The organism is Chromobacterium violaceum ATCC 12472, from assembly GCF_000007705.1.
Lineage (GTDB): Bacteria > Pseudomonadota > Gammaproteobacteria > Burkholderiales > Chromobacteriaceae > Chromobacterium > Chromobacterium violaceum.
In genome coordinates, this window is the sequence record NC_005085.1 from 2,853,071 (window position 1) to 2,878,633 (window position 25,563).

The following is a 25,563-nucleotide window of genomic DNA, read 5'->3' on the forward strand; positions in this document are numbered from 1 at the left end:
TGCTGTTGGGATTGTAAGCAACAGACCATGCCGAAGGAAATAAGTTTCCCCAACCTATTCCTGCTTGTCTTGGGCTGCGCCTTGCGGTAATATCGCCTTCCCTCAAGGCGCAGATGCGGGCGATGTCCGTATTTTGCAAGCCATGTGGATGCGAGAGTGGCGGAATTGGTAGACGCACTGGATTTAGGTTCCAGCGCCGCAAGGCGTGAGAGTTCGAGTCTCTCTTCTCGCACCACCCATCGGTTTTCCCTGCCGTTTCCGGCGATATTCTTCTAGCAAGACAGCAGCACTCACCTGCGCCCCAATCAGGCCGTGTGTTCGACCAGCCACGCCCTGGCCGCGCCGGCCACGCGCCGCAATTCTCCTCCGGCCTCCTGCAGCAAGGCCTGCCAGTCCTGACGCCGGCCTTCGCGGACCGCCAGCTCCAGTTGCTGGAGCCGCGCCACCAGCTCCGCCGCGCCGAATGAGCCCACGCTGCCGCGCAAGGCATGCAGCTGCCTGGCGCCGTCCTCCCGCAGCCCTTGCTCCAGGCTGGCCTGGATTCGCTCCCATTCCGGCTCGCTGGTATCCAACAGCATCTGCATCAGCTTGCGCACCCGTTCGAGCGCTGACGGGCTGGAGGCGGCCAGCCGCATCAGCTCGGCCGAGAACAGGCCTTCCTCCGGCGCTGCGGCCCGGGCCGGCGCTTCCGATTGTCCCAGATAACGGTCCAGCACCGCATACAGGCGATCCAGCTGTATCGGCTTGGCGATGAACTCGTCCATCCCGGCGCGCAGGCATTCGGACCGCTCCGCCGGAGACAGGCCCGCGCTCATCGCGACGATGGGCAGCTGCAAGCCCAGCTCGCCCCGGATCAGCGCCGCGGCGGTATCGCCGTCCATTTCGGGCATCTGCCTGTCCATCAGCACCAGCGCGTATTCGCCGCCCCGCTCGCGCAAGACCTCCACTGCCAGCCTGCCGTTCTCCACCGTTTCCACCTGCATGCCCGCCTGCTGCAGCAAGCCGCAGGCCACCTGTTGGTTGATAGGATTATCCTCCACCAGCAGAATGCGCGCAGGCTTCAGGTTCCCGGCCCGGGCAGCCGGCCGCGCGGCGCGCTTGCTCGCGCGCGCCGCCATCCAGGCGTCGGCCAGCACGCCGGCGATCACCGGCTTCACCAGCACGCCATCCAGCGCTGCGCGCCCCTCCTCCCGCTCCAGGCCAACCAGCTCGTCGGCGCTCGCCATCGCGATCAGGACGATGTCGCGGCCAGGCCAGCGGCGGCGGATTTCGCGGCACAGGTCCAGTCCATTCCCGTCCGGCAGGCGCCAGTCGAGCAGCGCGCCCGCGAATGCCGTCTCGCCCTCGCCCTCCAGCGCGGCCATCGCCTCTTGCGCGCCGGCAACCGCCTCAGGCAGCCCCCCCAGGCGCGCCACGTGCCAGCAAAGCGCCTGCCGGCTGCTCGCATTGTCAGCCGCCACCAGCACCCGCCCAAGTGGCAGGACCGCGGGCGGCTCCTTATCCGCAGGCTCAAGAGGCAGGGCGAACCAGAAACGGCTGCCCTCTCCCGGCCGGCTTTCCACGCCGATCTCGCCGCCCATCAGCTCGACCAGCCTTCGGGAAATCGTCAATCCCAGTCCCGTGCCGCCGAAACGCCGAGTGTTTGAGGAATCCGCCTGGATGAAAGGATCGAATATGGTCCTCAGCAGCGGCGCCTCCATTCCCACGCCCGTGTCCCGGACCGCGAACAGCAGCCAGTCCCGTCCATCCCGCTTCTCCCGTCCGACCGACACCGCGACCTCGCCCTCCGCCGTGAACTTGATCGCGTTGCCCGCCAGGTTCACCAGCACCTGCTGCAGCCTAAGCGCGTCACCGACCAGGGCGGCCGGAACCGCAGGGTCGACCGCGATCACAAGCTCCAGGCGCTTGCGGGCGGCGTGCATCGACATCATCGCGGCCAGCGCGCCCAGCACCTCGTCCAGATCGTAGCGCGCCCGCGCCGCCTCCAGCTTGCCGGCCTCCAGCTTGGAAAAATCCAGGATATCGTTGAGGATGGACATCAGAGAACGGCAGGACAGCTGCAGCATGTCCAGATAGCTGCGCTGAACGCCGTCGAGGCGGGTGTTGGACAACAGCTCCAGCATGCCCAGCACGCCGTTCATCGGGGTGCGGATTTCATGGCTCATGTTGGCGACGAATTCGCTCTTGGCCCGGCTGGCGCGTTCGGCCTCCTCCTTCGCCGACTCCAGCATACGGGTCGCCTCCTTTTCCGCGCGGACATCCTTGGCGATGCAGACGAATCCGTACAGCCAGCCGTCCTGCCAGATGCCGGTGGTCACCAGGCTGACTGGAATGCGCCGGCCATCCTTGTGAAGGTAGGTCCATTCCTGGGTGATGCTGCCGCCGCCGCGCGTTTTCTCCACGAAAACGTCGAAACCGCTGACCGGACGGCCCAGCTCCTCGGACAATTCCCGCTCGCGGCGGGCCACCTCCTCCGGCAGGTGCAGGATCATCGGCGAAGCCAGGCCCACCATTTCATCCGCCCGGTATCCCAGCATGCGTTCCGCGCCGGCGCTGAAAATGCTGATCTCGCCCCGCAGATCGGTGGCGATGATGGCGAAGTCGCTGGCGGAGTCGATGATGCCCTGCAGCCTGGCCTGCACTTCCTGGCGTTCCCGCTGCGCCTGCTTCAGCAGCGTGATGTCGGTGACGAAGACATAGAAGCCCTGAACCCTCTCCTGCTGCCAGTGCGGCACATAGTGGGCCAGCAAGTGCCGTTCCTGGCCGCTCAGATCGATGATGCAGCGCTCCGCCAGACTCGCCACGCCATTCAGCGCGCCCTGGATGTAAGGCTGGTTGGCCCGATAACGCTCATCCCCTATCACGTGGCGCAGATGGCGTCCCCGGACATCCGCCATCTCCAGGCCCATCCAGTCCAGGTATGCGCGGTTGGCGAAGACATTGTGCAGATTGCCGTCCCAATAGCTGACCATGGCCGGCATGGCGTCGAGCACGGTTTGCAGCTCCTCCCGCACGCGGCGCAACTCGGCCTGCCCTTCCTGCAGATTGCCGGCATCCCAGCATAATCCGTCCGCCCGCAGCGCCCGGCCCGACTCATCCCTTTCCACCCGGGCGAAGAGCCGGAACCAGCGCAAGCGTCCCTCCCCGTCCACGATGCGGCAATCCCACCCGGCCTCGGCCACATCCCCCAGCTCTTCGGCCCAGAATTTGTCCCAGACCGCTTGCTCGTCGGGGTGCACGCATCCCCGCCAGCGCGGCCAGTCAACCTTTTCTTCGCTGCCGACGCCATGCAATGCGCGCATGCGCGCATCCCACCGCAGCGACTGCGCGGAGGCGTCCCACTCCCAGCGCCCGACGTCGAAGGCGCCGGCCAACGCTTCCAACTGCGCCTGCGCGCCGGCGGCTTTCCGACTGGATGACTGCCGCGGCCCCAGGTCCTCGGCCTGCAGCAGCCAGGCGGCGCCATCCATGCTCTCCTCCTGCGGCGTCAGGACAAGCTCGCAATCGACGGCGCGCCCATCGCCGTCCATCAGACGCAAGCGCAAGCGCTGCATCCTCCCCCCGCAAGCCAAAGCGGCATTCAAGCGGGAGAGGTCCTCCGGCGCGCAGACATCCGCGACGTTCATGCCCAACAAATCCGCCCGGCCCCTGCCCAGCAGCCTGCACAGCCCGTGACTGGCCTCCTGCAGGCTGCCGCGCCCGTCAAGCAAGGCGCAGCCCGCTTCCATGCCATCCAGCGCCTGCATCAGGCGCCGCCGTCCCAACCCGCGCTCGGCGTCTCCTCTTGCCGCCTGCCTTATCGCATGCGGCAAGAGCGCCGCGGCCAGCCAGAACAGGAGCTGGACCGACAAGGCGAGAGGCTCCGGCTGGCGCAACGGCGCCGGCATGGCTTCGGGGAAAAGGCGGATCAGCGTTTCGCAGGCCAGGACGGCCATCAAGGGCAGGAACAGCAGCGCGCCCGTCGCATCCAGCAACAGGCAGGCCGACAACGCTGGCAGAAGCAGGTCGGCCACGCCCAGGGGACGCCATCGCGCCATCAGCACGCCCCAGGCCAGCGCCAGCGCGGCAAGCGCGAGCAAACGGTCCAGCCGCAGCCCCGCCGCGCCGGTCCGCCTCAGCGCCACCCATGGGGGCAACAGCGTCAGCGCGGCGACGATGCCGCCCGCGTACCAGCCGCCCGGGTCCTGCCAATGCATCAGCTGAAGCGCCAGCAGGCCCGGCAGACCCGGCAGCAGCGCCGCGGCCAGCGCGGCCGGCCATCCCCCGATGCCGCCACTCAGGCCAAGCGGCCATCGCTTGGCCGCCCGGTGGAGCAGCAAGCCCGCGCCGGCCGCCTGCATCCAGTTGGCCGCCGCCAGCGCGGCGGCCGGCAGCGCGCCCAGATGGGACCAGCCGCCCAGCCACAAGGCCGCCAGCGCCAGCGCATGCCGCCCAGGCCGGGTCCAGGCCTGACACAGCAGGATCAGGGCCAGCGCGTTGCCATACCAGGGGATGAGCAGGCCGGCATGGCCGCGCGCCAAACCCAGCGCCCAGAAGGTGGACAGCGCGACGGCGCCGGCCAGCCCGGCGGCGGCGCGCCGGGACGGCGTGGACAGGCTGTCGGACAAGGACATCATCAGACCAGGCTCCCTGTTGTCGATGGCGAAACCCTACAGCCTGAATTCCGCCTCCACTTCGTTGCCGCTGCCGTGGTAAACCAAGCTCAAGCACAAGGCATGCACCAGAGATACGCCGCGCCCGTGCCGATGGCCGCCAGCCTGCCGGCCCAGTTTTTCCATCAGCGTCGGATGATCGAACCCGCCGCCGCTGTCCCGGATGCGTATCCGCACGGCATCGCCGTCATTTTCGCCGCGCCGGCGCTCAAGCGTCAGCTCGATTTCAGCCCTCTCCAGCGCCCCCAGCCGTTCCCGCCTCAACATGAAATAGCGTTCGTAGCCGTCCGCCTGATCCTTCATCGTCGAATCCAGCCCCAGCACCCCGTGGTCCAGGGCGTTGTTGAACAGCTCGGATACGATCAGCAGCGCTTCCTTGAACTGCCGGCCGCGGAAACCGAGCTGATTCAGCCAGCCGATCAGCAGCGTAATGCTCTGATCGCGCTTCAGTTCCTCCGCGCTGAAGGCCAGGGTGACTTTCCAGGTGCTCAACTGCCCGCCGTCGTCGCGACTCAGGTGGTCGGCCACCCGGTCCAGCGCGGCGTTGACGCCGGCCTCCAGCCTGACCACGCCCAGCGAGATGTCGTCGCGGTTGTTGGCGCCGCCCAGGTGCCCGAGCACTGCCGACCGAACGTTGTTGAGCGGCGAGGACGGGCCCGCAATCAACGCCTGCAGCAACCCTCCGATGCCGAACTGTTCGCCCGCCCGGTTCTCGGCCTCGGTCAAGCCGTCGGAGCACACCACCAGCTGTCCGCTCTGCTCCCAGAAATAGGTTTCGGTGCCCCAGCAAAACTCGTCGGGAGACAAGATGCCCAATGGCGGATATTGCGACTTCCATTCCTTCATCGGACAACCTTCGTCGTCGACGAACATCACGCAGGGGATGCCGCCGTTCCAAACCTCGACGCAACCCAACTCCCAGTCGATGGTGATCAGCGCCGCGGCGACGAATCGCCCCACCGGCAGCAGCCGGTTGAGCTTGGCGTTGATCTCCCTAGCCATTGACGTCAAAGGGAAGCCGCGCCTCGCCATCGCGTAGAAGATGTCCACCGCCGGCAGGCAGGACAAGGCCGCGGACAAACCGTGCCCGGTGCTGTCCGCCAGCATCACGCACAGCTGCCCGGTCGGCGACAGCGCGCGCGCCAGCACGTCGCCGCTGAACTGCTCCGCGGACTGCTGCCAGCTGTAGACGCCGGGCAGATCCTGCTCCTCGCTGCCGACGATGCTGTCCAGCACATGCTTGGCGAACAGCTGCTCGCGCTCGTTGCTGTGGTAGTAGCTGACCAACTGCTGGGAATCGTCGGAAATCCGCCGCTGCATTTCGCTGATGCGCTGCATCACGCGGATCTTGGCCGCCAGCATGGTCAGATTGATCGGCTTGGGCAGGTAATCGTCGGCGCCCACGTCCAGGCTGCTGATATGCGCCTCTTCGTCGCTGCGGGCGCTGAGGAAGATGATGGGCAGCCAGCGGTCGCCGCACAGTTGGCGGATCTGCCGGGTGGCCTCGTGGCCGTCCATCACCGGCATCATCATGTCCATCAACACCATGTCGGGCAGCTCGCGCCTGCATTGCTCGACGGCCTGCTGGCCATTTTCGGCGTACCAGACCTGATGGCCCATCTCCTCGATCACCAGCCCCATCAGCAGACGGGTCGGCTCGACATCCTCGGCCACCAGCACAGTGAAAGTGCGATCCATGGGATGCTCAGTGGATGGTGAAGAACTTGTCGAAGCTGGCCACGTCGAGAATCTTGCGCACGAAGCCGCGGCACCCTGTCAGCGCGATGCCTTCTATGCCCTGCGCCTTGGCCCGGTCCCGCATCACCAGCAGCATGCCCAGCGCCGAGCTCTCCAGATAGTCTACCCGGGACAGGTCCACCTCCAGCCCCAGGCCCGATCCGCGCGCCAGCGCCTCGTCCAGGCAGGCGCGGAACGCCTCGTGCTGCTCGAAGTCGAAACGGCCCTCCACCGCGATCACCGACTTGTCGGCAGTCTTGCTCAACCTGACTCCCATCCCGTCCTCCTCTCCGCGTACCGCCCGGGCAGGCGCGGCCGCCGGACAGACTTGTTTCTCCCGCCGTCAGAACAGATCGATGTCGCCGGCCGACACGCCCTGCGGCGCGGCGCAGCCCTGATGCTTCTCGAGCAGCTGCTGCAGCCGCAGCCTCATGTCCTCCAACTCGTCCAGCCCATCCTTGCCGTTCATCTGCCGCATGCTGTCGCCCACCTGGTAAAAGCCCTGCATCCGGCTGTTCACGTTGCGCACCAGCGGCGAGACCAGGTCCTGGAACTGCAGCGCGGTCACTGTGGAGCGCACGCTGTCGCTCACCCGTCCGGCGATTTGCGACAGTTGATCGACAGCCTGGCCGGTATCCGTATTCATCCTGGACAACTGGCTCAGCATGCCCTCGATCTGGGTTTTCGCGTCCAGCGCGAAATTCATGTCGCGGGACGCCATCTCGAAGATTTCCGATTTGGCGTGCTCGATGGCCTGCACCATCAGGTCTATCGACTGGCGTATCTGCCCGGAAAAGTCCGAGGAGCGCTGCGACAGCTTGCGCACTTCGTCCGCCACCACGGCGAAGCCGCGCCCCGCCTCTCCCGCGCGCGCCGCCTCGATCGCGGCGTTCAGCGCCAGCATATTGGTCTGGGCGGTGATCTCCGCCATATCGCTGAGCGCGGCCTCCACCGCGTCCACGCGCTGCTTGATCTCGTGCATCCGGTCGACCAGCACCATGGCGGTCTTGCTGGTGCTCACCGTGTTGTCGACGAATTCGGTCATGCTGTGAGAGGTGCGCTGCAGGAACGCGTCGAAGCCCATTTCCTCGCCCTGCTCTCCATGCTGGACGATCTTCATCGCCAGCGCCTGCTGCTCCCGCAGCATCGATTCGATGTCGGAAAAACCCTGCACCAGCTTGACGATGGCGTCGCTCAGTATGGTCTGCATCTGCGACACGTCGCGCTCCACGGCGCCGGACATGTCGGAAATGCCGTTGCCCAGCAAACCCAGCTCGCTCAGTATTTTCTGCCTGGCCTCGGACACGACGTCGACGGATGCCGCCGGCGCCGGAGGCGCGCCCAACAGCCAGACGATCAGCAGGCATCCGCCAGCCAGAACGGACAGGGCCAGGTAGCCCGGCAGGCCGCCGCCCAACAGGGCCAGCAAGCCGCAGGCGGCCAGCCACAGCGCCGCGCAGCTGGATACGATCTTAGGCCTGGGGTCCACCTTGATTTCAGAAGGATTCATTTTTCCGCCGGAATTAAAGGAGGGAAAATTGGATACCAATCATGCGTTCGGCATGTCCGCCTTTCGCTGCTGCCGATTATTGCGATATGGCGCATAAGGCGATGCCTGTCAAACAGCCAGTTGCAAAAACACAAGAAGCTTTGCCCCCGATCAGCAAGAATCATGCTGGCAGAATGCGGCGCCGCATGGTTGAATCCTGGTCAGCCGTCGCTTGAGGATTCATCCTTTGCCAGCCGTCCGGGGCTGTCGTTTAATGGCGGCCTCCACCGGACACGGCAAGCAGGACAGGAAACCCACATGATTCATGGAAAAACGCTGGCTGAATGGCAGCAGTCCCATCCCGAGATTCGCGAATTGACCGGCCTGCGCGAGTGCGCCTGGTTCAATCCCGCCGCCGCCCCCGCCGCCGAGGCATTGCCCGATGTCGGACTTGGCGCGGCAGACATCGCCGACGCATCCGCCCGCCTGCGGCGTTTCGCGCCATACATATCCCGCGCATTCCCCGAAACCGCCGCCAGCGGCGGGATCATAGAATCGCCGCTGCTGCCCGTACCCGCCTTCCAGCAAGCGCTGGCCCGCCGCCGCGGACGCGAGTTGCCGGGACGCCTTTGGCTGAAGGCGGACAGCCACTTGCCCATCTCGGGCTCGATCAAAGCACGCGGCGGCATCTACGAGGTGCTGAAGCATGCGGAAGACCTGGCGCTGGCCAACGGCCTGCTCCAGCCCGGCGACGACTACGCCAGGCTGGCCTCCCCGGAAGCCCGCTCGCTGTTCAGCCGCCATGGCATCGCCGTCGGCTCCACCGGCAATCTGGGCCTGTCGATAGGCATCATGGCGGCCAAGCTGGGCTTCCAGGCCGCCGTCCACATGTCGGCCGACGCCAGGCAATGGAAAAAGGACAAGTTGCGCGCGCACGGCGTAACCGTGGTCGAATACCAGACCGACTACAGCGCGGCGGTGGCGCGGGGACGGGAACAGGCGGCGCGCGACCCGGATTGCCATTTCGTCGACGACGAAAATTCCATCCACCTGTTCTTGGGCTACGCCGTGGCGGCGGAACGGCTGAAGGCTCAATTGGCGGAAGCCGGCGTGCGCGTGGACGCCGATCATCCGCTGTTCGTCTATCTGCCCTGCGGCGTGGGAGGCGGGCCCGGCGGCGTGGCCTTCGGGCTCAAGCAGGCCTTCGGCGACGCGGTCCATTGCCTGTTCGCGGAACCCACCCGCTCGCCCTGCATGCTGCTGGGCGTGCTCACCGGCCTGCATGACAAGGTCTCGGTGCAGGACTTCGGCATCGACAACCGCACCGTCGCGGACGGTCTGGCCGTCGGCCGGCCGTCGGGATTCGTCGGCCGCGCGATGCAGAGGCTGATAGACGGCTATTACACGGTGGACGACGATGAGCTGTTCCGCCTGCTGGCGATGCTGGAACAGACGGAAGGCCTGCGGCTGGAGCCGTCGGCGCTGGCAGGCGCGCCGGGCATCGCCCGCGTGCTGGAGGAAAACCAGGGCTACCGCCAGCGCATGGGGCTGGACGCGGATCGCCTCGCCTGCGCCACCCATCTGATCTGGGCGACCGGCGGCAGCATGGTGCCGGAAGCGGAGATGGACGGCTACCTGCGGCGCGGCCGCGCGCTGCTGGGCTGAGGCCGATGCGCTCCGCACGGCTGGATGGCGGCCAGTTTGCCAATCTCCACACTTTCCTGGCGGTCGCCCGCCGGCTGAGCTTCGCCGCCGCCGCCGACGAGTTGTGCCTGACGCCCAGCGCGGTCAGCCACCGCATCGCCAGGCTGGAACGCTCGCTGGACCTGCGCCTGTTTCAACGGCTGACACGCGGCATACGCCTTACGCCGGACGGAGAACGCATCCTCGCCGCGCTGGAAAAAAGCATGGCCGAGCTCGACGCCGCCCTCCATCCCCAAGCCGGCGCGGAACCCGCGGGCCGCGTCGCGCTCTACACGCATCCGTCCATCGCGCAGTGCTGGCTGGCGCCGCGGCTGGCCACCCTTGTCGAGCGCCACCCCATGCTCGAACTCGACATCCGCTCCGGCAACGGCGACGCCGACTTCCGCGGCGGCGGCGCCGATCTGGCGCTGTACTATGGCGATGGCCGCTTTCCGGGCCTGGCCTCCCTCAAGCTGATGGACGAGGAAATGGCCCCGGTCTGCAGTCGCGCCTATGCGGAGCGGCACGGGCTGCTGTCCGATCCGGCCCGGCTGCGCGACTGCCGCCTGCTGCATGACGCCCAGGCGTGGCGCCACGCCGCCCATGATGCGGAGTGGGCGCTCTGGGCAAGCCGCCATGGCGTCGAATCCCTGCTGCCGCCGCGCGCGCTGACGCTGGACCGCTCCGACCTGTGCCTGGCGGCGGCGGCCGGCCATGCCGGCATCGCCATCGGCCGCCGCCGTCTCGCCCAGGCGATGCTGGACAGCGGCCAACTGGTGCTGCCGCTGGGCGGCTTCGAGGCGGTGGAGCGCTACGCCTACTACCTGGTCCACCCGCGGCAAACCGACTTGTCGGGGCGGTTGCGCGCCGTGATCGACTGGCTTGTCCAGTCGGCAGCCTGCTGATCCGCCTCTGGCATTGCGCGCCGCGCCATTGCCAAGGCCAGGCGACGGCACCCGCGCAAAAGTCAATCGATGCGGGAGCATGTCTGCGCCCCCATTGCCGAACCCTGGCGGTGAAAGCCGGCAAGCTTAAAACGCCGCGATCAGGGTCAACACCTGACCGTCGCGCAGATGGAAACTGCCGTCGAACGCCCGCCCGGCCTCCAGCCCCGGCGCCAGCGTCTTCAGCAGGCGGATGCTGAAACGCCCGGCGTCCCAATCCACGCGCGTCATTTCCGCGGCGTTGAAGTCGAAGTACTGCCCCACTCTGGGGTACAGCGCCTTGAACAGGCTCTCCTTGGCGGAAAACGCCAGCGTCAGCGCATGCGGAAACGGCCACGGTCCGGCCAGCGCCTCGCGCTCTCCTGGCACCAGTATTCCCTCATGCACGTTGTCGGCGGTCTTGTCCGACATCCAGCGCTCCAGATCCAGCCCCAGCATCAAGCCCTCGCCGCTGGGGGCCAAGGCCACCACCGCCGTTTCGTCGCTATGGGTGATCGTCCCCGTCCAGCCCTCCGGCCACAGCGGCTGCCGATGCTGGCCGCTGCCCACCGCGGTGGGCAGGCCGCGTTCGGCCAGCAGCAGCTGGCACAGGTAGCGCGCGGCCAGGTATTCCGCCTTGCGCTTGGGCACCGCCCTTGCCAACGTATCCGGACGCGCCACGCCCAAAGCGCCGAACCAGGCGTCGTCGTAGGCCGCGATGCGGAACCGGCAATGCATGGCGGCCATGCCGGGCGCCTCCGCCAGAGACAGATAAGACACATCGTGCAGGAAAGCGCTTAATTCGGCGCCGGGAATGGGCATGGTATCAAGATGAACTGTTTGCATGATTAAAAGGCGCCTCCGAGGCAGCCTGCAAGGGTAACCACCGCACCGCGCGGACGCAAGCGCCCGGCGGCGTTCCTCTTTAGCCCGGCGCATGGCACGGCAGTTACACAAACAAGCCAAATGCCATAAAATGACTTTGGCATTTTCACTCCACCCGCAAACAGATCTACTGTCAGGAATCCCCATGAAAAAAAGCAAACTGTTGATTCTCGCGGCCGCCGCGCTGACTGCCGGCGCCGCAGCCGCCGCGCCTGCCCGTCACCCGGCGCCGATAAGCGGCATCGGCACCCTTTCCTTCGGCCAGACCCAATGGATCATGGTCGGCTCGCCGGTGCCGGACGGCTGGGTGATCACCCGCGCCACCGGCACCATGAACGAGATCACCGACGTCCGGGGATCCCGGTACGGGCAGGAATTCACGGTGATGCTGGGGTCACCGATTCCGGACGGCTGGATCGTCCGCCGCGCCAACGGCAACAGCAACGTGATTTTCTATACCGTCGGCGCCAGCTACGGCACGCAACTCTATGCCCTGGTAGGCTCGCCGATACCGGAAGGCTGGATAGTCACCCGCGCCGACGGCCAGGCCAACCAATTGACCTATGTCACCGGCGCCAGCTACGGCACACGCTTCACCGCCATGCTGGGATCGCCCATTCCGCCGGGCTGGGTCATCGTCCGGCCCAATGGCAACGCCAACGATATCTACAACGCCAACGGCGCGCCCAGGGAGGCGGAGCTTCAGGTCGCCGTCGGCTCGCCGATGCCGGATGGCTGGGTGATCACGCGCGCCCTGGGCAACTTCAACACCATCCACAACGTCGCCGGCTCCTCGTATGGCCGCCAGATCACGGTGATGCTGGGTTCGCCTATCCCCGCCGACTGGGTGGTGGTGCGCGCCAACGGCAACAGCAACGACATCTACTACACCAAGGGCGCGGCCATCGGCACCGAACTCCAGGTGATGCTCGGCTCGCCGATCCCCGCCGGCTGGGTGGTGGTGCGCGGCGGCGGCAACACCAACGTCATCAAGCGCCTGAGCTGACCGCGCATCCGCCGCCCCGCGCTTCCACGGCAAGGGGCGGCGCTGCGGCCATGGCCCATTCGCTGGAAAAGGTCACGCCAAACCAGGCGCGGCCCGCCGGTCCCGGAGAAACGGGCTGGCATCGGGCTGCGCAAACGGGCATTTTCAATCAGGCCCTTGCCCGGCGCAGCCCCGTCGCAAGACAGCGCCGGCGTATCCGCGCCCGCCGGCCATCGGATCGCACTGGAGATCCATCCCCTGTGGGTCGACACGCAAACGCGGGCATCCTGTCAATACGCGCCTATCATCGTGGGAAAAGGCCAGGGAAGAAATCTCGCCGCGCTGGACGGGCGCATCGAGAAATTCGAAGGCAAAGACATGACGCGGGACGGCCTGATGAACGTGCTCGTGCAGAGGCAATGGCTTGCCGCCCGCCCCAGTCCGGGCTCGTACAATGCCGACGCCTGCGTCGTCGAACGTATCATATTGCGGCTGCACAAACCGTAAGCCGGCCGCCCGTCACATCAGCCGGCCGCCGTTCGGCGCCGCCAGCGGGAACTCGGCCAGCATCACCCTTCCCGCCTCGTCGTGCACGCCGGTCACCAAGACCTCAGAGCGCACGCCCGCTACGCGCTTGGGCGGGAAATTGCATACGCACAACACCCGCTTGCCGACCAGGTCGGCGGCGAGATAGTGGTCGGCGATCTGCGCGCTGGACGTTTTCACGCCCAGTTCCCCCAGATCCACCTTCAGCACATAGGCCGGCTTGCGGGCTTGCGCGTTGGGTTCGGCGTGGATGATGGTCCCGGCGCGGAACTCCACCTTGAGAAAATCTTCCCAGCTTATGTTGTTCGGTTCGGACATTTTGCGTTCTCGATGCAGTCAAACATGGCCGCAGTATGTCCGAAACGCGCCGGCGCAACGCGCGCGAGGCTACGGTTTAAGCACGCCGGACTCTGCCCCGCCCTTCGCTTGGGCTGGCGCCGAAGCGCTGCCGGTAAGCGGCGCCGAAAGCGGAGGCCGACTGGTAGCCCACCTGCAGCGCCACATCCAGCACGCTGGCGCGGCTGTCCCGCAACAATGCCCGCGCCCGCTCCATCCGCATCCGGCACAGGTAGGCCATCGGCGTCAGGCCGGTTTCCGCCTTCAGCCGCGCGTGGAACTGGCTGGACGACAGATGGCAGGCCTCCGCCATGTCGGCGACCGCCAGCGGCCGCGCCAGACGGCCATCCAGGAAACGGTCCAGCCGCGAAGACAAGCGGAAGGCCGACGGCGCGTCGGCAAACAGCAAATCCATCAGCATGCCCGCCAGCGCGCTCTGCCGCGCCTGCGGCTGCGGATGCCGCGCCGCCCACTCCGCCAGTTCGCGCGCGGCGGGAGGCAGGATCAGCTGGCGCGCCGCGTCGTCCCGGCCGTCGCTCAAGGCGGGGACATTCAGCACCAGCTGCCGATTGCCGGCTGAGCCCGCGTAGCAATGCGACACGCCGGCGGGAATGCACACCGCCCAGCCCGCGCCGTTCAGGTAAGGCCGGCCTTCCATTTCCAGCTCCAGCGAGCCGGAAAGGCCGAACACCCACTGGTGATGGCAGGCATGGGCGTGGCGGACGCTGTCGCTGCCGTAATGCAGCAACTCGACGCGGGGACGAGGCATGGGGAAAGACATGTGCGGGAAAAAGCTTTTGCAATCAGTTCAATGCAGGCGAGCATAACGGAAGCCGCCGCCGTGTCAACGCCCGCGCCGGGATCCGGCTTACGGGAATTCGTCGTATTGCGGCAAATCGTCGACGATATCGTGCCACGCTGCCTTGGAACCGACGAAGATATGGGCGGAGGGCCGGATGCCGGGCGCGTCGGCCAGCGTGCCCAGCGCGACATGAACGTATTCGCCGCCGCGCACCACTGAGTACAGCAGCGAGCCGCAGCGCCGGCAACGCGCGTCATGCGCGCTTTCGTCGCCGTAAACCAGCAATCCGTCCTGTCCCTGCAGCAAGCTGAGCTTGCTCCGCTCTATGCCGGCGAAAGGCTTGAACGCCGCTCCGGTGGCGCGCCGGCAATTGCCGCAATGGCAATTGAACGCGTAACGGAACTCGTCGCGGACCTCGTACCGCACATCCCCGCACAGACAGCCGCCCTTGAGCATCGGATAGCCCCCTCGTCAAAACGCTTCGCCGCCCGCCGTCCGGCGCCGCTCAGATCCGCGCGATGCCCAGCGTCAATGGCTGGCTGGGGCGCTGGGAAACATGAAACACGGGACGGGGCGGCTCGGCGCCCTCCGGCGCCGACAGCCGGTAGCGCAGCAGCAGCTGCGCCGCCACCAGCGCCATTTCCGCCATCGCCAGATGCTGGCCCAGGCACACGCGCGGCCCGCCGCCGAACGGCAGATAGGCGCCCTGCTGCGGCCTGGCCGCGTCCGGGCCGAAACGCTCCGGACGATAGCTGCGCGGCTCGGGAAACCAGCGCTCGTCATGCTGCATCAGCTGCATCGGCACCATGAACACCGTTTTGGCCGGGAAAGTCCAGTCGCCCAGCGTCACGGGCTTGAGCGCGCGCCGGCTCATCAGCAAAGGCACGGCGGGATACAGCCGCATCGTTTCCAGCAGCGTCTGGCTTACGTATTGCAGCGCGGCCGGGTCCGCCTGGCCGCCCCCGGACAGCGCGGCCAGCGCCTCCTCCCGCGCCCTCTCCTGGATCTCCGGATGGGAAGCCATGCACCACGCCCACCAAGTCAGCGAGGTGGCCACCGTTTCGTGTCCCGCCAGGAACGCCGTCTTGCATTCGTCGCGCACCGCCTGCAGCGGCCAGCTTTGCGGTTGCTGCAGATGAAGCCGCAGCAGGCGGGACAGCAAGTCCTCCGGCCACGCGTCCTGCGGCATCGCCAGCCGAGCCTGCAGATGACGCTCGATCAGGCCGTTCATCAGCAGCCGGGCGCGACGGCGCTTGCGCTGCCAGGGCACCCAGTCCGGCAGGCTGGCGGGCCGCCACAACTCCTCGGTGGAGGCGACCATCAAGGTGTGAACGGCCTCCTCCGCCTGCTGCGCCTCGCTTCCCACGCCGCTGGAAAACATCATCCTCAGGATGACTTCCATGGTCACCGACGTGAGCTCGCTCTCTATCGGCCAGGCGGCATGCCGCGCCGGCCATTGTTCGAACGCCCGACGGGCAGCCTCGACGATCGAAGGCGAGAACGCCTGCACCGACTTGCGGGTGAAATCCGGCTGCAGCGCCTGCCGCTTTTCACGCCAGACCTGCCCTTCCGCGATCAGCACGCTATGGCCGTGCACCCGGCGGTATACGGTCAGCGCGCGCTCCCAACGCTGCAAGGCGTCGGCCTGGTTGACCAGCAGCTCGCGCGCGAGCTGAGGATCGGACACGATGACCTGATGCTCCGGCCAGGTTCGCACATGCACCAGATCGCCGAATTCGCGCTGCCAGCCGGCCAGCGTGCCCATCAGGTCGCGCGACATCAGTTTCAGCAAGCCCCAACCCGTCAGGCCGGATTCTGGCCCGGGAGGCCAGCGTCCGGCGGATGATCGGGGCGGCGTCGGCGGCCGGCCAACGGCATGGAAGGGACAAGAAGACTGCGGTGGCGTTTTCATTCAAAAATCATACCACCCCTCCATTCGCATGTGGCGAATGAAAACAAAAACCATAAAGACTATTGCATTAGCTTATTGAGATATCAAATCAATCGACTTGCTTCTCCACTGAGCTGCCATTCTTTGCCTGGGACCGGCTCATGCCTGTCGGAAGAAGCGGACGTGCAGCTTGTCGGACGCGACGATGGCCTGATCGATGCCGCGCCTGACATCGTCGGCCGACGCCCAATGCGTGACGCCATAAATTTTTGCCGTATCCTCATGCAGATGGATCTGCGCCCCCTTGCTGAAATGATAGGCCCGGCGGCTATCGTGCAGATCGATATGGAAATCCGCATTCCTCTCGCTTCGAAACCGCAGGACGGCCCGGCCCGGCACAGGCGGGACGAATTCGAAAGTAACGGCAACCGCATCCTGCCACCCGTGCAGGCACAGGCGGACGACGGAATCTCGCTCGATCACGAAATCCAGATAGCAAAACACATTGCGTTCGCCCTGCCGGCCCACGAGCCGCTGGCCGTTGAGCTCCCAATGATCGAAAAGCTGGTAGAAATTAGGGTATTCCAGCGAGATCTTCTGCCCCTTGGCCGCGCCGTAGCGCAATTCGTTCCTGGGCTCGTCGTCAAAATAGGAGAGGCTTTTCTCATCCATGGGAATCCGCTCTATCACCAGGCCGCAGTCCCGAGGTTTGACCATCGCTTCCAATTCCCGCGGTCCGGTGGATGACAATTCGACTCGATGGATGGCGTGTCCCCACGCCTTCGCCACGCCATCTTCCCGCCACTCGACGACTTGGGCCGCCGCCACCTGCTGGGCAAAGAAAGCCTCCAGCGTCTTTGTCCTGCCGGCCGGCACCAGGTACGCCCCCTGCAGGCTGGCGCCTGGGCGCGGGAACAGGTTGATGGCGGCCGCGGGCTGGCACCTGGGCGCGGGAACGACGCAGGCCTGGATATCGAGGTAAATGTCCACCGCGTGCGACTTGTCCATCAGCAGCTGAACCGGCCACTCCGCCGTATGGCGCTGCATGCCGACAAAGGAAGCGCCGTCTATTTTCCAGTGATCCAGCCGAACGCCTTCCCGGGGCGCGACGATCACGGTGACGGCGCTATGCTGCGGCAGATGAATCTGCCCGCGCGGTATCACGATGGCGGCCTCGGCCTCATCCGCGCCCTTCAATTCCACGACGGCGCCCTGCTGGTCTACGATGCCCCACACGGCCACTTTCAGCGATACCATGCCATCCGTCTCCGGCTTGAGTCCGCCCGTTTTATAGCGGCTGACCTCCCGGGCGCTCCAGCGCAGAAAAGGCGCCGCGCTGGCCGCGTTCGGCAAGCCGGGCGCCACGCCGACAGGCTGCCCGTTATAGGTCTGCTCATGGTCCGAATACATCGGCAGCGCCCTGGCCCCTTCATTAGCATCCATCGAATAGGCCATGATCGTGAAGAACGACTTGTCCCGGGGAATGTAGCCCCTCGCGTATCCATACAGCCGGTCGCTGACATCTTCGGACTCCATGTCCTCATGGGAAGAATGGCTGGCGCCCAGCAAATGGCCCAATTCATGGGCAAAGGCGTGATCGGGCGAAAGCAGATCCCAAGGTTTTCCGCTTGGCCGCGTCACCTGCAGCGGCACCACCAGCACGCGCTGCCGGAATGTGGCGGTAGCGGCATTGGGCGGAGCGGGAATGTCGCCCGCCTTGCCCACCAGCACGCCCCGTTCTCCTGGCGTCTGGGTGCCATGCACGGCCAGCAAGGCGATGATGTCGGTCTTGCCTTCGGCCAGATGGCTCGCCAGCTCGGCATGCAATCGGTCGTTGCCGGGAATGGGCTTGCCGTCCGGCGACTGGAGGCCGCCGACGGCTTCGCCGAACAAGCCGAGGGAGTCGATATGCTGCGGCGGCGTATCCAGCGCGCGCGCCTCGATATGGACGCGCGCCGGGATCTGGCTGTTGGCGAAGATGATATTCGTGTCTTCCTGAACCAGCAGCATGAGCAATTCCATCTCGGCCTGGCCAAGCCTCAAGTGCTCTCTTGCCTCCGCCGGGGGATAAAACGCGCATACCGAGATCACCGCCGGCGCTTGCTCCGATGACTGGGCGGCCTCATCCTCGCTTGCCCTATCCCTATCCAAACCGGGGGCATCGGGCGCGTATGACGCGCGGGCCGGCGCGGGCGAATGCGCGGCCGCGCCGCATCGCGCGACGACTGCCGGCACCCACAGCGCCACTCGGGCCTGATTCTCTCCATCGGGATGGATCAGATAGTGCCGATTTCCGACAGCCATGTTGCCGGCCAGGAGAACCGCCAGGGCATCGCCATCCCGCCGCGCGGAAAATGCCAGGCTGGCGGAAATGTCTTGCCCCCCGCAGCCGATGCCCCTCCACAGATAAAGGCCTTGCCTGGGCGATTCCACCTTGTGGGTCAGGCAATCGCCCCCCACGCCCGGGAACGGCGTCAGATTCATGCCGCCGGGCTCCCCTCCCGCGAGGGCCTGCTCCACCGCCTGCAAAAGCGCTTGCGCATCGAAAGTAAAGATCCGTCCTTGCTTCTGCTGCTCCAGGCTCGCTGGCGCCTGAAAGAAAGCTGGATGAAACAGGCTTCGAAAAGACATAAGCACCTCCTCTCAGGCGACGATACCGGCCCGTGCCGCCGCCCTCGTCCATCTCAGACGCGGCTGGCAGCAGAGGCCCTGCGGCAATTCACGGACCGATGGTGGAGGAAAACGCGCGCATGCGGCCGGGGCCCATGCTTATTCAGACTTCTCCCAGCGATGGGGCAAGCCGTCTGGCGAACAATCGGAGCGGCGGGAAAGGAATGCGGGCCGCGGACGGGTCGAATATCAGGGAGCATGGGGCTGGGCAATGGCTTGCCTGGATGCTGGGAGCCTTGCCGCCCGGCAAACGGAGCGGCAAGGCCCATGGGCTACCGGAAAGATCGCGCAATGGCGTCCGCCAGAGGCCGGAGGAGGAAGGCGCTGCGGCCAGCATTCCACGACTCAGCCCGCTGCCGCCTCCGTCGGCAGCAACTGGCTGTCAATCACGTCCCACAATGCCGCCAGCGTATCGAGAAATGCGTCGACGCCCGCCAGGATCAAGGGTTCGGTTTCGGCGTTCAGCACGCCGGCGATGGCCAGCCTCACGTTCAGCTCATGCTGCTGCTCCGCGCCGCACTCCCCCCAATGATCCAGCAGATAGTGCATTTCCGGATCGTCCAGGCTCACGCCGTAATGGCCGGCGTCAACCAGCGCCCGTTTCTCGCCCGGGATCAGCGAACGGTTGGAAATCAGCTCCAGCGCGAACGCGACGCCCAGATTGCGCAGGGTGGATTCGGGATCGGATCGGCTGCGCTGCAGGAACACGGCGATGGCCTCTCGCGCCTGGCGGGTCAGGCCGCTGGCCCGGTCGTAGCCGGGCAGGTCGCCCAGCAGCTGGTCGGAATAACGCTTCAGCCCGGCCTCCACCTCGGCCTGGTCGTCCAGATCGTCGAACACCTGCTCCCTTCCCGCCAGGTTGACGATGTGTCCAGCCATGCGCGCCAGATCCGGGCCATGGCCGGCTTCCGAAACCTCGATCTCCGACATCAGCTCCGCCTGCCGCGACAGTCCCATATGCTTCAAGCCTTGCGGAAAGGCCATGCCCAGCCGGGTGGAAGCGCAAAAATTCTGCACCTGGTGAAACAGGGCGGCCGACTGCGCCGCCGGCAACGGCGCGCAGGCCCAGTGCCGATACATGGGATGGTTGAACACCCGATGATTCGTCACTCGCCGGGCCAGCGCTTCCACGGCCATAACCATATCGTTCATGCTGCTCTCCTTCGTCGACGTACATGGTCTGTGAAGATCAGAAGTACTTGCGGCGGGCCGTCTCGTCCGGCACCTCGTAGCCGAGGCGTTGAATATGGCCTCGGACATCGTCGCGATAGCGGTCGCGCAATTGGCCGTTGGTGTATTGCCTCAACCCCCAGCTCACCGCCGCGTCGCTGCGGTGAGAGTCGGAGCGGCCAAACATGTCCATCGCCATCGGATACAGACGGTCCAGCGCGTCCTGCGCCCGCGCCCGCGCATCCCCATCCTTGGCCGCGCGCCGCATCAGCAACGCGCCATGGCTGAAATGCCTGGCCTCCTCCTTCAACACGGCCTCGGCCTCCGCGCGCAACGGCAGGTAGCTGCTGCTGACCATCTCCTTGATCTGGTAATGCCCTTCCAGCTCGCACAGAAAGCTGAAAGCCGCCCGCTCCTCCCAGCTGCGGAAATCCGTCGTCATGCTTTCCGCCGCGAAATACCGCCTCTCCGCCTTCTTCTGGCTCAGCATGTGCGAGGTATCGACCTCAAGCTCCGCCAGCAGGCGGGAGAAGCGGCGGAAGTGATCCACCTCTTCCGCGGCAAACTGGGCGCAGATGTAACGCTCGTCGGCATCCGGCGCCAGCGGATAGAAGGAGTCGATATAGGTGTCGCCCGCGCTCAATTCGCCTTCGCCATTGGCCAGCAGCTGGTGAATCAAGGTGTCGCGATACTCATCCGGCATGGAGTCTATGGTTTCCAGGCTGACCTCATGCGGATAGATCTTGCTTTCCATCATGTTTTCCTTTCTCCAGAGTGAATGGCGACAATGGGCCCGCACAGGCTGCCGGTTTCTTTCCGGAGCGCGGCGCGTCGCCGAAATACAGGCGCAACACGGCCTGCGAGCGGAGATGGTCAATCAAACGGGCCAAGTCCGACCGGTGAAGTGGTTCCCGGCAATGGGTTCAGGCTGCGAGGTAGGTCAAGGTGTGATGCGACAGCGTTTGACCTGCTGCGTCAGTGATGGTGGCCGTTCCGTAGGTAACGCGCCTGCCGCTTTTCATCACTTCGGCGCGGCAGTAAACGTCAGCCTGCGCCGCCCGCAGAAAATGGGTTTTCATTTCCAGGGTGACAATGGGAGCATCGATGCCCAGCTCAGTCATGGCCGCCAGCCAAAAAGCGGTGTCCGCCAAGGTCATCAGACAGCCGCCCTGGATGATGCCGCCCGGACGGTAAAACTGAGGCTGCGCCGGCAATGCCAACGCCACTGCGCCGGCTTGCACGCTCAGGACCTTGTAATTCCAGATGGCGACAAAAGGAGATTCCTGCAAAATCCTGACCGCCTGCTCAACCGTTTCCAGCAACAACGGCGCCTTTTCCATTGGCTCCTCCATATACATTGTTTTGATTAAGCTATTTTGCGCATAGATTATGCGCACAAAAATTATCTAACAAGCGCTTTTCAGAGAGCTGGCCATATTAACTACAGTCATTTTGGACAGGTATAAACATGCCACGCCCATACCATTCGCAGGCAAGGTTTATAAAACGGAAATACATGAAATCCGCCAAATGGCTCGGGTAAAAAATATCGGCGTTTGGCTGGCGAAAAATGCCGCAATTTTTGATTCGGCCCCAATCTGGCGACGAAATGCATGCCGGCGTCAATATAGGCCATCGTCCGTACTTTCCCCCATCCCGCGCCGCCCAAGGGCTCTTCCCTCATCCACCTGGGCTTCTCCCCGAAGCCGTCCAAGCAAGGCACTCTTTACCTGCGGGCGTCCTCCATGGCCGACCATGCCGCGCCCGACGCGGTGATACAGGCCGAACGGGACGAAGACTGCAGCCGGATCTGCCCGCTGCAGACCATTGCCCTTCCCTCGCAGCACCGCATGACCCGCCGCGCGCTCCGCACCGCGAACAGCCTTTACGCCACGGCGCTGTACGCCTGCTGCCCGGCCCACCTCGCCCCCGCCGCCGCCCATTGCGGCGAAGGCATCAATGAAACGGCCGATTCCTATTCCCTGCGGGGCTGCGGCGTTCCAGGCACGGCCATCCGGTACAGCGCCGGGAACAAGCAGCCTTGCCATTCATTGTTTTCGGCGTCTGCACCGCGGGCGCCGCGCCTCCCGCCCAAAAGCATTGACAGATCAGGAAATCAAGGGCATCATTATCGGTTATTGCTTCATGTTGTCCTGCTCAAGAGCTGTTTAGCTCTTCTTCTCAAGCCAAGCTTTCATTCCCGAATCATCAGTCGTTGGCCGGCGAAGATAATTGTCGCATGCCTGAACTGCAGTCCATTGCCAAGCGCCATGCGCGCATGCATTGAACTTGCGGCGCCTGCTCGGAATCCGCTGTTTCGCAGCCTCCATGACATCCGGACAAAACCCATGAAACCATCGCAAGCCGTCCTTGCGGAAAGGACTCGCTTTAATAGAATCTAGCCATGCCAAAGGCATGGAAATAGGAAGTAAACATGAAAATTCAGGAACTGAAACAGGGTGACCAGATCACCCAGCACATCGACGATCTGATCGTATCGTTCAAAGTCTTGTCCATCGAACAAATCGGCCGCCGCTTTCAGGTGACCTTCAGCTCGGCGTCGGGCATCGCTACCGCCAGCTACTCCCCCGACGCGCTGATCACCGCCATTTGACCCGCGGCGCCCGCGCCAAGCAGCGACGCGCTCTCTGACCCAGGCTGCCAGCCAGCCGCAGCCATGCCGAATTCAGCCGCCGCGCCTGGCGCCATCGAGCGGCGCGGCCGGCGCTGCAGCCTTTTTTCAGCGGGCATCATCACGCTGAACGCCGGGCTTAGGGCCCAGCGGCAGGCCAGGAACAGAAAAGCCGCCAAGCGCAATGCTGGCGGCTTTTGCTTTATCTCTCCGTGATTCGCTCAGGGGCTGATCGCGAAGAATACGAAAGAGGCGAAGATCACCAGGTGCACGATGCCCTGCAAAATGGTGGTGCGCCCGACCGACAGCGACAAGGAGCACGCCACCAGCGTCAGCAGCAGAAAGATCGTTTCCTTGTTTTCCAAACCCAGGATCAGCGGCTCGCCCATGAACACGAAAATCATCGCCACCGTGGGAATGGTCAGGCCAATGGATGCCAGCGCCGAACCCAAAGCCAGATTCAGGCTGGTCTGCACCTTATCCGCCCGCGCCGCGTTGGCGGCGGCCAGCCCCTCCGGCAGCAGCACCAGGGACGCGATGATGATGCCCACCACCGCCGCCGGCGCGCCGGCATCCACCACGAAACGCTCGATGGACGGCGACAGCAGCTTGGCCAGGGTGACCACCGCCACCAGGCAAACCAGCAGCGCCCCCACGCTCAACATAGCCACCTTGTTGGAAGGCGGCGGCGCGTGCTCGTCTTCGTCATGGCTGCCTTCCACCAAGAAATAATCGCGGTGGCGAATGGTTTGCACAAACACGAAAGCGCCGTACAGCACCAGCGACACCACGCCGGTGAACGCCAGCTGCGACGACGACAGCAAAGGGCCCGGCTGGCTGGTGCCGTAGTTGGGCAGCACCAGCGCCAGCACCGAAATCGCCGCCAGCACGGTCAACGCCGCCTTGGCGCCGCTGAGCTGGAAGTTCTGCTCGCGATGGCGCAGTCCGCCCAGCAACAGGCAAATGCCCAAAATGCCGTTGCACGTGATCATGATGGCGGAAAAAATGGTGTCCCGAGCCAGCGCCAGCTTCTCCTCGCCCCCGCCCAGCATGAAGGAAATGATCAGCGCCACCTCGATCACCGTCACCGCCAGCGCCAGGATCAGGGTGCCGAAAGGCTCGCCCACCTTATGCGCCACCACCTCTGCATGATGCACGGCGGCGAATACCGTACCCGCCAGCAACGCCGCCAGCAGCGCCAGATAGAGCGCATGCCCGCCCGCCGCCGAAGACGCGGCGATGGCGGCCCAGGCCAATACAGGGGTGACAATGGTCCAGCGCGGAATCGTGTTATGAATCAATGGATTTTCCTTATTGTTGACGAACAGCCGCCTGCCTCGCCGGGCAAAGGCTTGGCCGGAACAAGGGGACAACCGTTCTGGGAGAGCGATCGAGAAACCAGCATGGAGGCTGCTTTAGCCACAGCATAGCAGCATTAAGTAAATAGACCACGACACCGCCCATGGGTTCAGGTTTTGTAAACAAACAGTGCGTCGCGCCATTGGGGTGACGCACCCCGCTCTCACTCATTCCCGCCCCGCAAGGTCATCCACTCCGCCAATCGCACCTGGCAAGCCACGGCCAGCCATGTAGCGCGGATTGGCCAGAGGCCATCGGCACATAGGCAAACGGTGAGTCCGTTGAACAGAAGCAGATCAGACATCCCCTGGAACCAGGTTAAGGTTGACGAAAAGTCCGGCAAAAAGATCGCGAGCATGGGCTAACAGGTCAAATCGCGAGACTGGCTGGCAAGAAATCTTTCTGCAATGGGAAATCGAAGACAAATATGATTTCCATTTACAGCGGCACATCGGAAATTGCGCGTAGACTAGCGCTCCTACCCGTGCACGAACAGAACATTCCATGAACTTCAAGCAGGTCGATGTCTTCAGTTCCACCCCTCTTAAGGGCAACCCGGTGGCCGTAGTGTTCGATGCTGATGGGCTCGATGACCGGCAGATGGCGCTCTTTGCCAACTGGACCAATCTCAGCGAAACCACCTTCATCCTCCAGCCCAGAGACCCGCGCGCCGACTACCGCCTGAGGATCTTCACAACGCTGGAAGAACTGCCGTTCGCTGGCCATCCCACCCTGGGCAGCTGCCACGCCTGGTTGGAGTCCGGCGGGATGCCGCAGGGCGAGGATGTCATCCAGGAGTGCGAGGTGGGACTGGTGCGGATTCGCCGCCAGGAGGGGCGGCTGGCGTTTCTTGCGCCGCCCTTGCTGCGCTCCGGGCCAGTGGCGGCCGAGCTTCTGGAGCGGGTGCGCCTGGGACTGCGCTTGGCGCCTGGTGAGATTGTAGATGCCCAGTGGGTCGACAACGGCGCCGGTTGGCTGGCCGTGATGCTCGCCAAGCGCCAGCAGGTACTGGACCTCCAACCCGACTATCCGGCGTTAAGCGGGCTGGCGGTGGGGGTGATTGCGCCTTGCGATCCACAGCATGACGATAGCGATGCGCAGTTCGAGGTGAGGGCCTTTATCGCCGGCGATGGCATGCCCGAGGACCCAGCCACGGGCAGCCTGAACGCCGGCATTGCCCAGTGGTTGCTGGCGGCCGGAATGGTGCCAGCGCGCTATCGCGTCAGCCAGGGCTTGAGCATGGGGCGCGCCGGGCGCATCGAGGTAGAACAGGTGGGCGACGATGTGTGGATAGGCGGCAATGCCGTAACCTGCATTGCAGGCCGTCTGACGCTATAACCACCCAAGTTCGAAATGGTTTGAGTGGCCACGCCGGTTTCCAGCCGGCAAACCACCTCCCCGCCCCCCAGCGGCATGGCGCGGACCTCCTCCTTGTTCAGCTTGCTCAGCAAGACCGCCGTGGTACGGCATTTGATCGCCGCCGCGACGTCATCGGCGAAGAACCATAGACCATTGTGGCGGCGGAGAAGATGGATGGTGTGATTGAGGAAGGGAAAAGACAGCAGGCCTGCCGGCGTGGAAGCGTGCGCCAATTGGGTCATGGCTAGAACTCCATCAAGATTATGAAGCGCCGCAGTGCAGCGCACTTCCATGTAGTTCGAGTCGCCAAACCCGGCCATGCCATCAAGCATGACCCGAAGAGGCTAAGTGCTTACAAAAGTCAGATCAATCAGGGATTCTACGGTGTGCGCTGCCAAAAAGTGTAGGTAGCGTCTATGCATCCGCTGCGCGGATGATGAATTA

The 25,563-nt window shown here is 64.9% G+C and carries 21 protein-coding genes and 1 tRNA gene; 8 read left to right on the forward strand and 14 right to left on the reverse strand.

The window, feature by feature from the left end:
* Positions 1–150: 150 nt before the first annotated feature.
* Positions 151–235 (forward strand) — tRNA-Leu (locus tag CV_RS12940).
* A gap of 70 nt (positions 236–305) precedes the next feature.
* Here the strand turns inward: CV_RS12940 and CV_RS22205 are convergent.
* From CV_RS22205 to CV_RS22210, 4 genes are all read right to left on the reverse strand, one after another.
* Positions 306–4,616 carry a PAS domain S-box protein gene (locus CV_RS22205; RefSeq protein ID WP_011136190.1) on the reverse strand — a complete coding sequence of 1,437 codons (4,311 nt, stop codon included), beginning with the start codon at positions 4,614–4,616 and terminating at the stop codon, positions 306–308.
* A gap of 33 nt (positions 4,617–4,649) precedes the next feature.
* Entirely contained in the window at positions 4,650–6,350 is a 1,701-nt protein-coding gene (locus CV_RS12950) for a fused response regulator/phosphatase (RefSeq protein ID WP_011136191.1), read from the reverse strand.
* 7 nt (positions 6,351–6,357) lie between these two features.
* On the reverse strand, positions 6,358–6,666 hold the full coding sequence (locus CV_RS12955; RefSeq protein ID WP_011136192.1) for an STAS domain-containing protein: 309 nt from the start codon (positions 6,664–6,666) through the stop codon (positions 6,358–6,360).
* 66 nt (positions 6,667–6,732) lie between these two features.
* Positions 6,733–7,899 (reverse strand): methyl-accepting chemotaxis protein, encoded by a 1,167-nt coding sequence (locus CV_RS22210; protein ID WP_011136193.1) that lies wholly within the window; start codon positions 7,897–7,899, stop codon positions 6,733–6,735.
* A 297-nt stretch (positions 7,900–8,196) separates the two neighbouring features.
* Here CV_RS22210 and dsdA point away from each other — a divergent pair, with 297 nt between their 5' ends.
* Both dsdA and dsdC read left to right on the forward strand, forming a co-directional pair.
* Positions 8,197–9,543 carry a D-serine ammonia-lyase gene (gene dsdA / locus CV_RS12965; RefSeq protein ID WP_011136195.1) on the forward strand — a complete coding sequence of 449 codons (1,347 nt, stop codon included), beginning with the start codon at positions 8,197–8,199 and terminating at the stop codon, positions 9,541–9,543.
* A 5-nt stretch (positions 9,544–9,548) separates the two neighbouring features.
* Positions 9,549–10,466, forward strand: coding sequence for a DNA-binding transcriptional regulator DsdC (dsdC, locus tag CV_RS12970; RefSeq protein ID WP_011136196.1), 918 nt, complete (start codon positions 9,549–9,551; stop codon positions 10,464–10,466).
* Between the two features lie 126 nt (positions 10,467–10,592).
* On the opposite strand, the gene CV_RS12975 is transcribed toward dsdC, so the two are convergent.
* Complete coding sequence (locus CV_RS12975) at positions 10,593–11,330, reverse strand: 4'-phosphopantetheinyl transferase family protein (protein ID WP_158303319.1); 738 nt, start codon at positions 11,328–11,330, stop codon at positions 10,593–10,595.
* Positions 11,331–11,514: 184 nt separating this feature from the next.
* Here CV_RS12975 and CV_RS22215 point away from each other — a divergent pair, with 184 nt between their 5' ends.
* Positions 11,515–12,375, forward strand: coding sequence for a hypothetical protein (locus tag CV_RS22215; RefSeq protein WP_011136198.1), 861 nt, complete (start codon positions 11,515–11,517; stop codon positions 12,373–12,375).
* Positions 12,376–12,531: 156 nt separating this feature from the next.
* Positions 12,532–12,861 carry a hypothetical protein gene (locus tag CV_RS12990; protein ID WP_043596258.1) on the forward strand — a complete coding sequence of 110 codons (330 nt, stop codon included), beginning with the start codon at positions 12,532–12,534 and terminating at the stop codon, positions 12,859–12,861.
* 12 nt (positions 12,862–12,873) lie between these two features.
* Here CV_RS12990 and CV_RS12995 read toward each other — a convergent pair whose 3' ends face one another.
* The 8 genes from CV_RS12995 to CV_RS13030 all read right to left on the reverse strand — a co-directional run bounded on the left by CV_RS12995 (position 12,874) and on the right by CV_RS13030 (position 21,109).
* On the reverse strand, positions 12,874–13,218 hold the full coding sequence (locus CV_RS12995; protein WP_011136200.1) for a tRNA-binding protein: 345 nt from the start codon (positions 13,216–13,218) through the stop codon (positions 12,874–12,876).
* Between the two features lie 76 nt (positions 13,219–13,294).
* Entirely contained in the window at positions 13,295–14,005 is a 711-nt protein-coding gene (locus CV_RS22220; protein WP_011136201.1) for a helix-turn-helix transcriptional regulator, read from the reverse strand.
* Positions 14,006–14,104: 99 nt separating this feature from the next.
* Positions 14,105–14,494 (reverse strand): GFA family protein, encoded by a 390-nt coding sequence (locus CV_RS13005; protein ID WP_043596261.1) that lies wholly within the window; start codon positions 14,492–14,494, stop codon positions 14,105–14,107.
* A gap of 49 nt (positions 14,495–14,543) precedes the next feature.
* On the reverse strand, positions 14,544–15,950 hold the full coding sequence (locus CV_RS13010) for a cytochrome P450 (RefSeq protein ID WP_011136203.1): 1,407 nt from the start codon (positions 15,948–15,950) through the stop codon (positions 14,544–14,546).
* A 138-nt stretch (positions 15,951–16,088) separates the two neighbouring features.
* Entirely contained in the window at positions 16,089–18,560 is a 2,472-nt protein-coding gene (locus CV_RS13015; protein WP_011136204.1) for a reprolysin-like metallopeptidase, read from the reverse strand.
* Between the two features lie 384 nt (positions 18,561–18,944).
* Entirely contained in the window at positions 18,945–19,751 is an 807-nt protein-coding gene (locus tag CV_RS13020) for a hypothetical protein (protein ID WP_011136205.1), read from the reverse strand.
* A 37-nt stretch (positions 19,752–19,788) separates the two neighbouring features.
* Positions 19,789–20,526: a Phenylacetic acid catabolic protein gene (locus CV_RS13025; RefSeq protein ID WP_220468513.1), complete on the reverse strand. Its 738-nt coding sequence runs from the start codon at positions 20,524–20,526 to the stop codon at positions 19,789–19,791.
* A gap of 166 nt (positions 20,527–20,692) precedes the next feature.
* Positions 20,693–21,109 carry a PaaI family thioesterase gene (locus CV_RS13030; RefSeq protein WP_011136207.1) on the reverse strand — a complete coding sequence of 139 codons (417 nt, stop codon included), beginning with the start codon at positions 21,107–21,109 and terminating at the stop codon, positions 20,693–20,695.
* Positions 21,110–21,514: 405 nt separating this feature from the next.
* Between CV_RS13030 and CV_RS23565 the strand changes: the two genes are divergently transcribed.
* Entirely contained in the window at positions 21,515–22,171 is a 657-nt protein-coding gene (locus CV_RS23565) for a hypothetical protein (RefSeq protein ID WP_147296146.1), read from the forward strand.
* A 32-nt stretch (positions 22,172–22,203) separates the two neighbouring features.
* A complete protein-coding gene (locus tag CV_RS13035; RefSeq protein ID WP_043596265.1) occupies positions 22,204–22,383 on the forward strand; it encodes a hypothetical protein in 180 nt (59 codons plus the stop codon).
* Positions 22,384–22,622: 239 nt separating this feature from the next.
* Here the strand turns inward: CV_RS13035 and CV_RS13040 are convergent, their stop codons facing one another.
* Entirely contained in the window at positions 22,623–23,702 is a 1,080-nt protein-coding gene (locus CV_RS13040; protein ID WP_011136209.1) for a calcium:proton antiporter, read from the reverse strand.
* Between the two features lie 562 nt (positions 23,703–24,264).
* Between CV_RS13040 and CV_RS13050 the strand changes: the two genes are divergently transcribed.
* On the forward strand, positions 24,265–25,098 hold the full coding sequence (locus CV_RS13050; protein ID WP_011136210.1) for a PhzF family phenazine biosynthesis protein: 834 nt from the start codon (positions 24,265–24,267) through the stop codon (positions 25,096–25,098).
* The last annotated feature ends 465 nt before the right edge of the window (positions 25,099–25,563 follow it).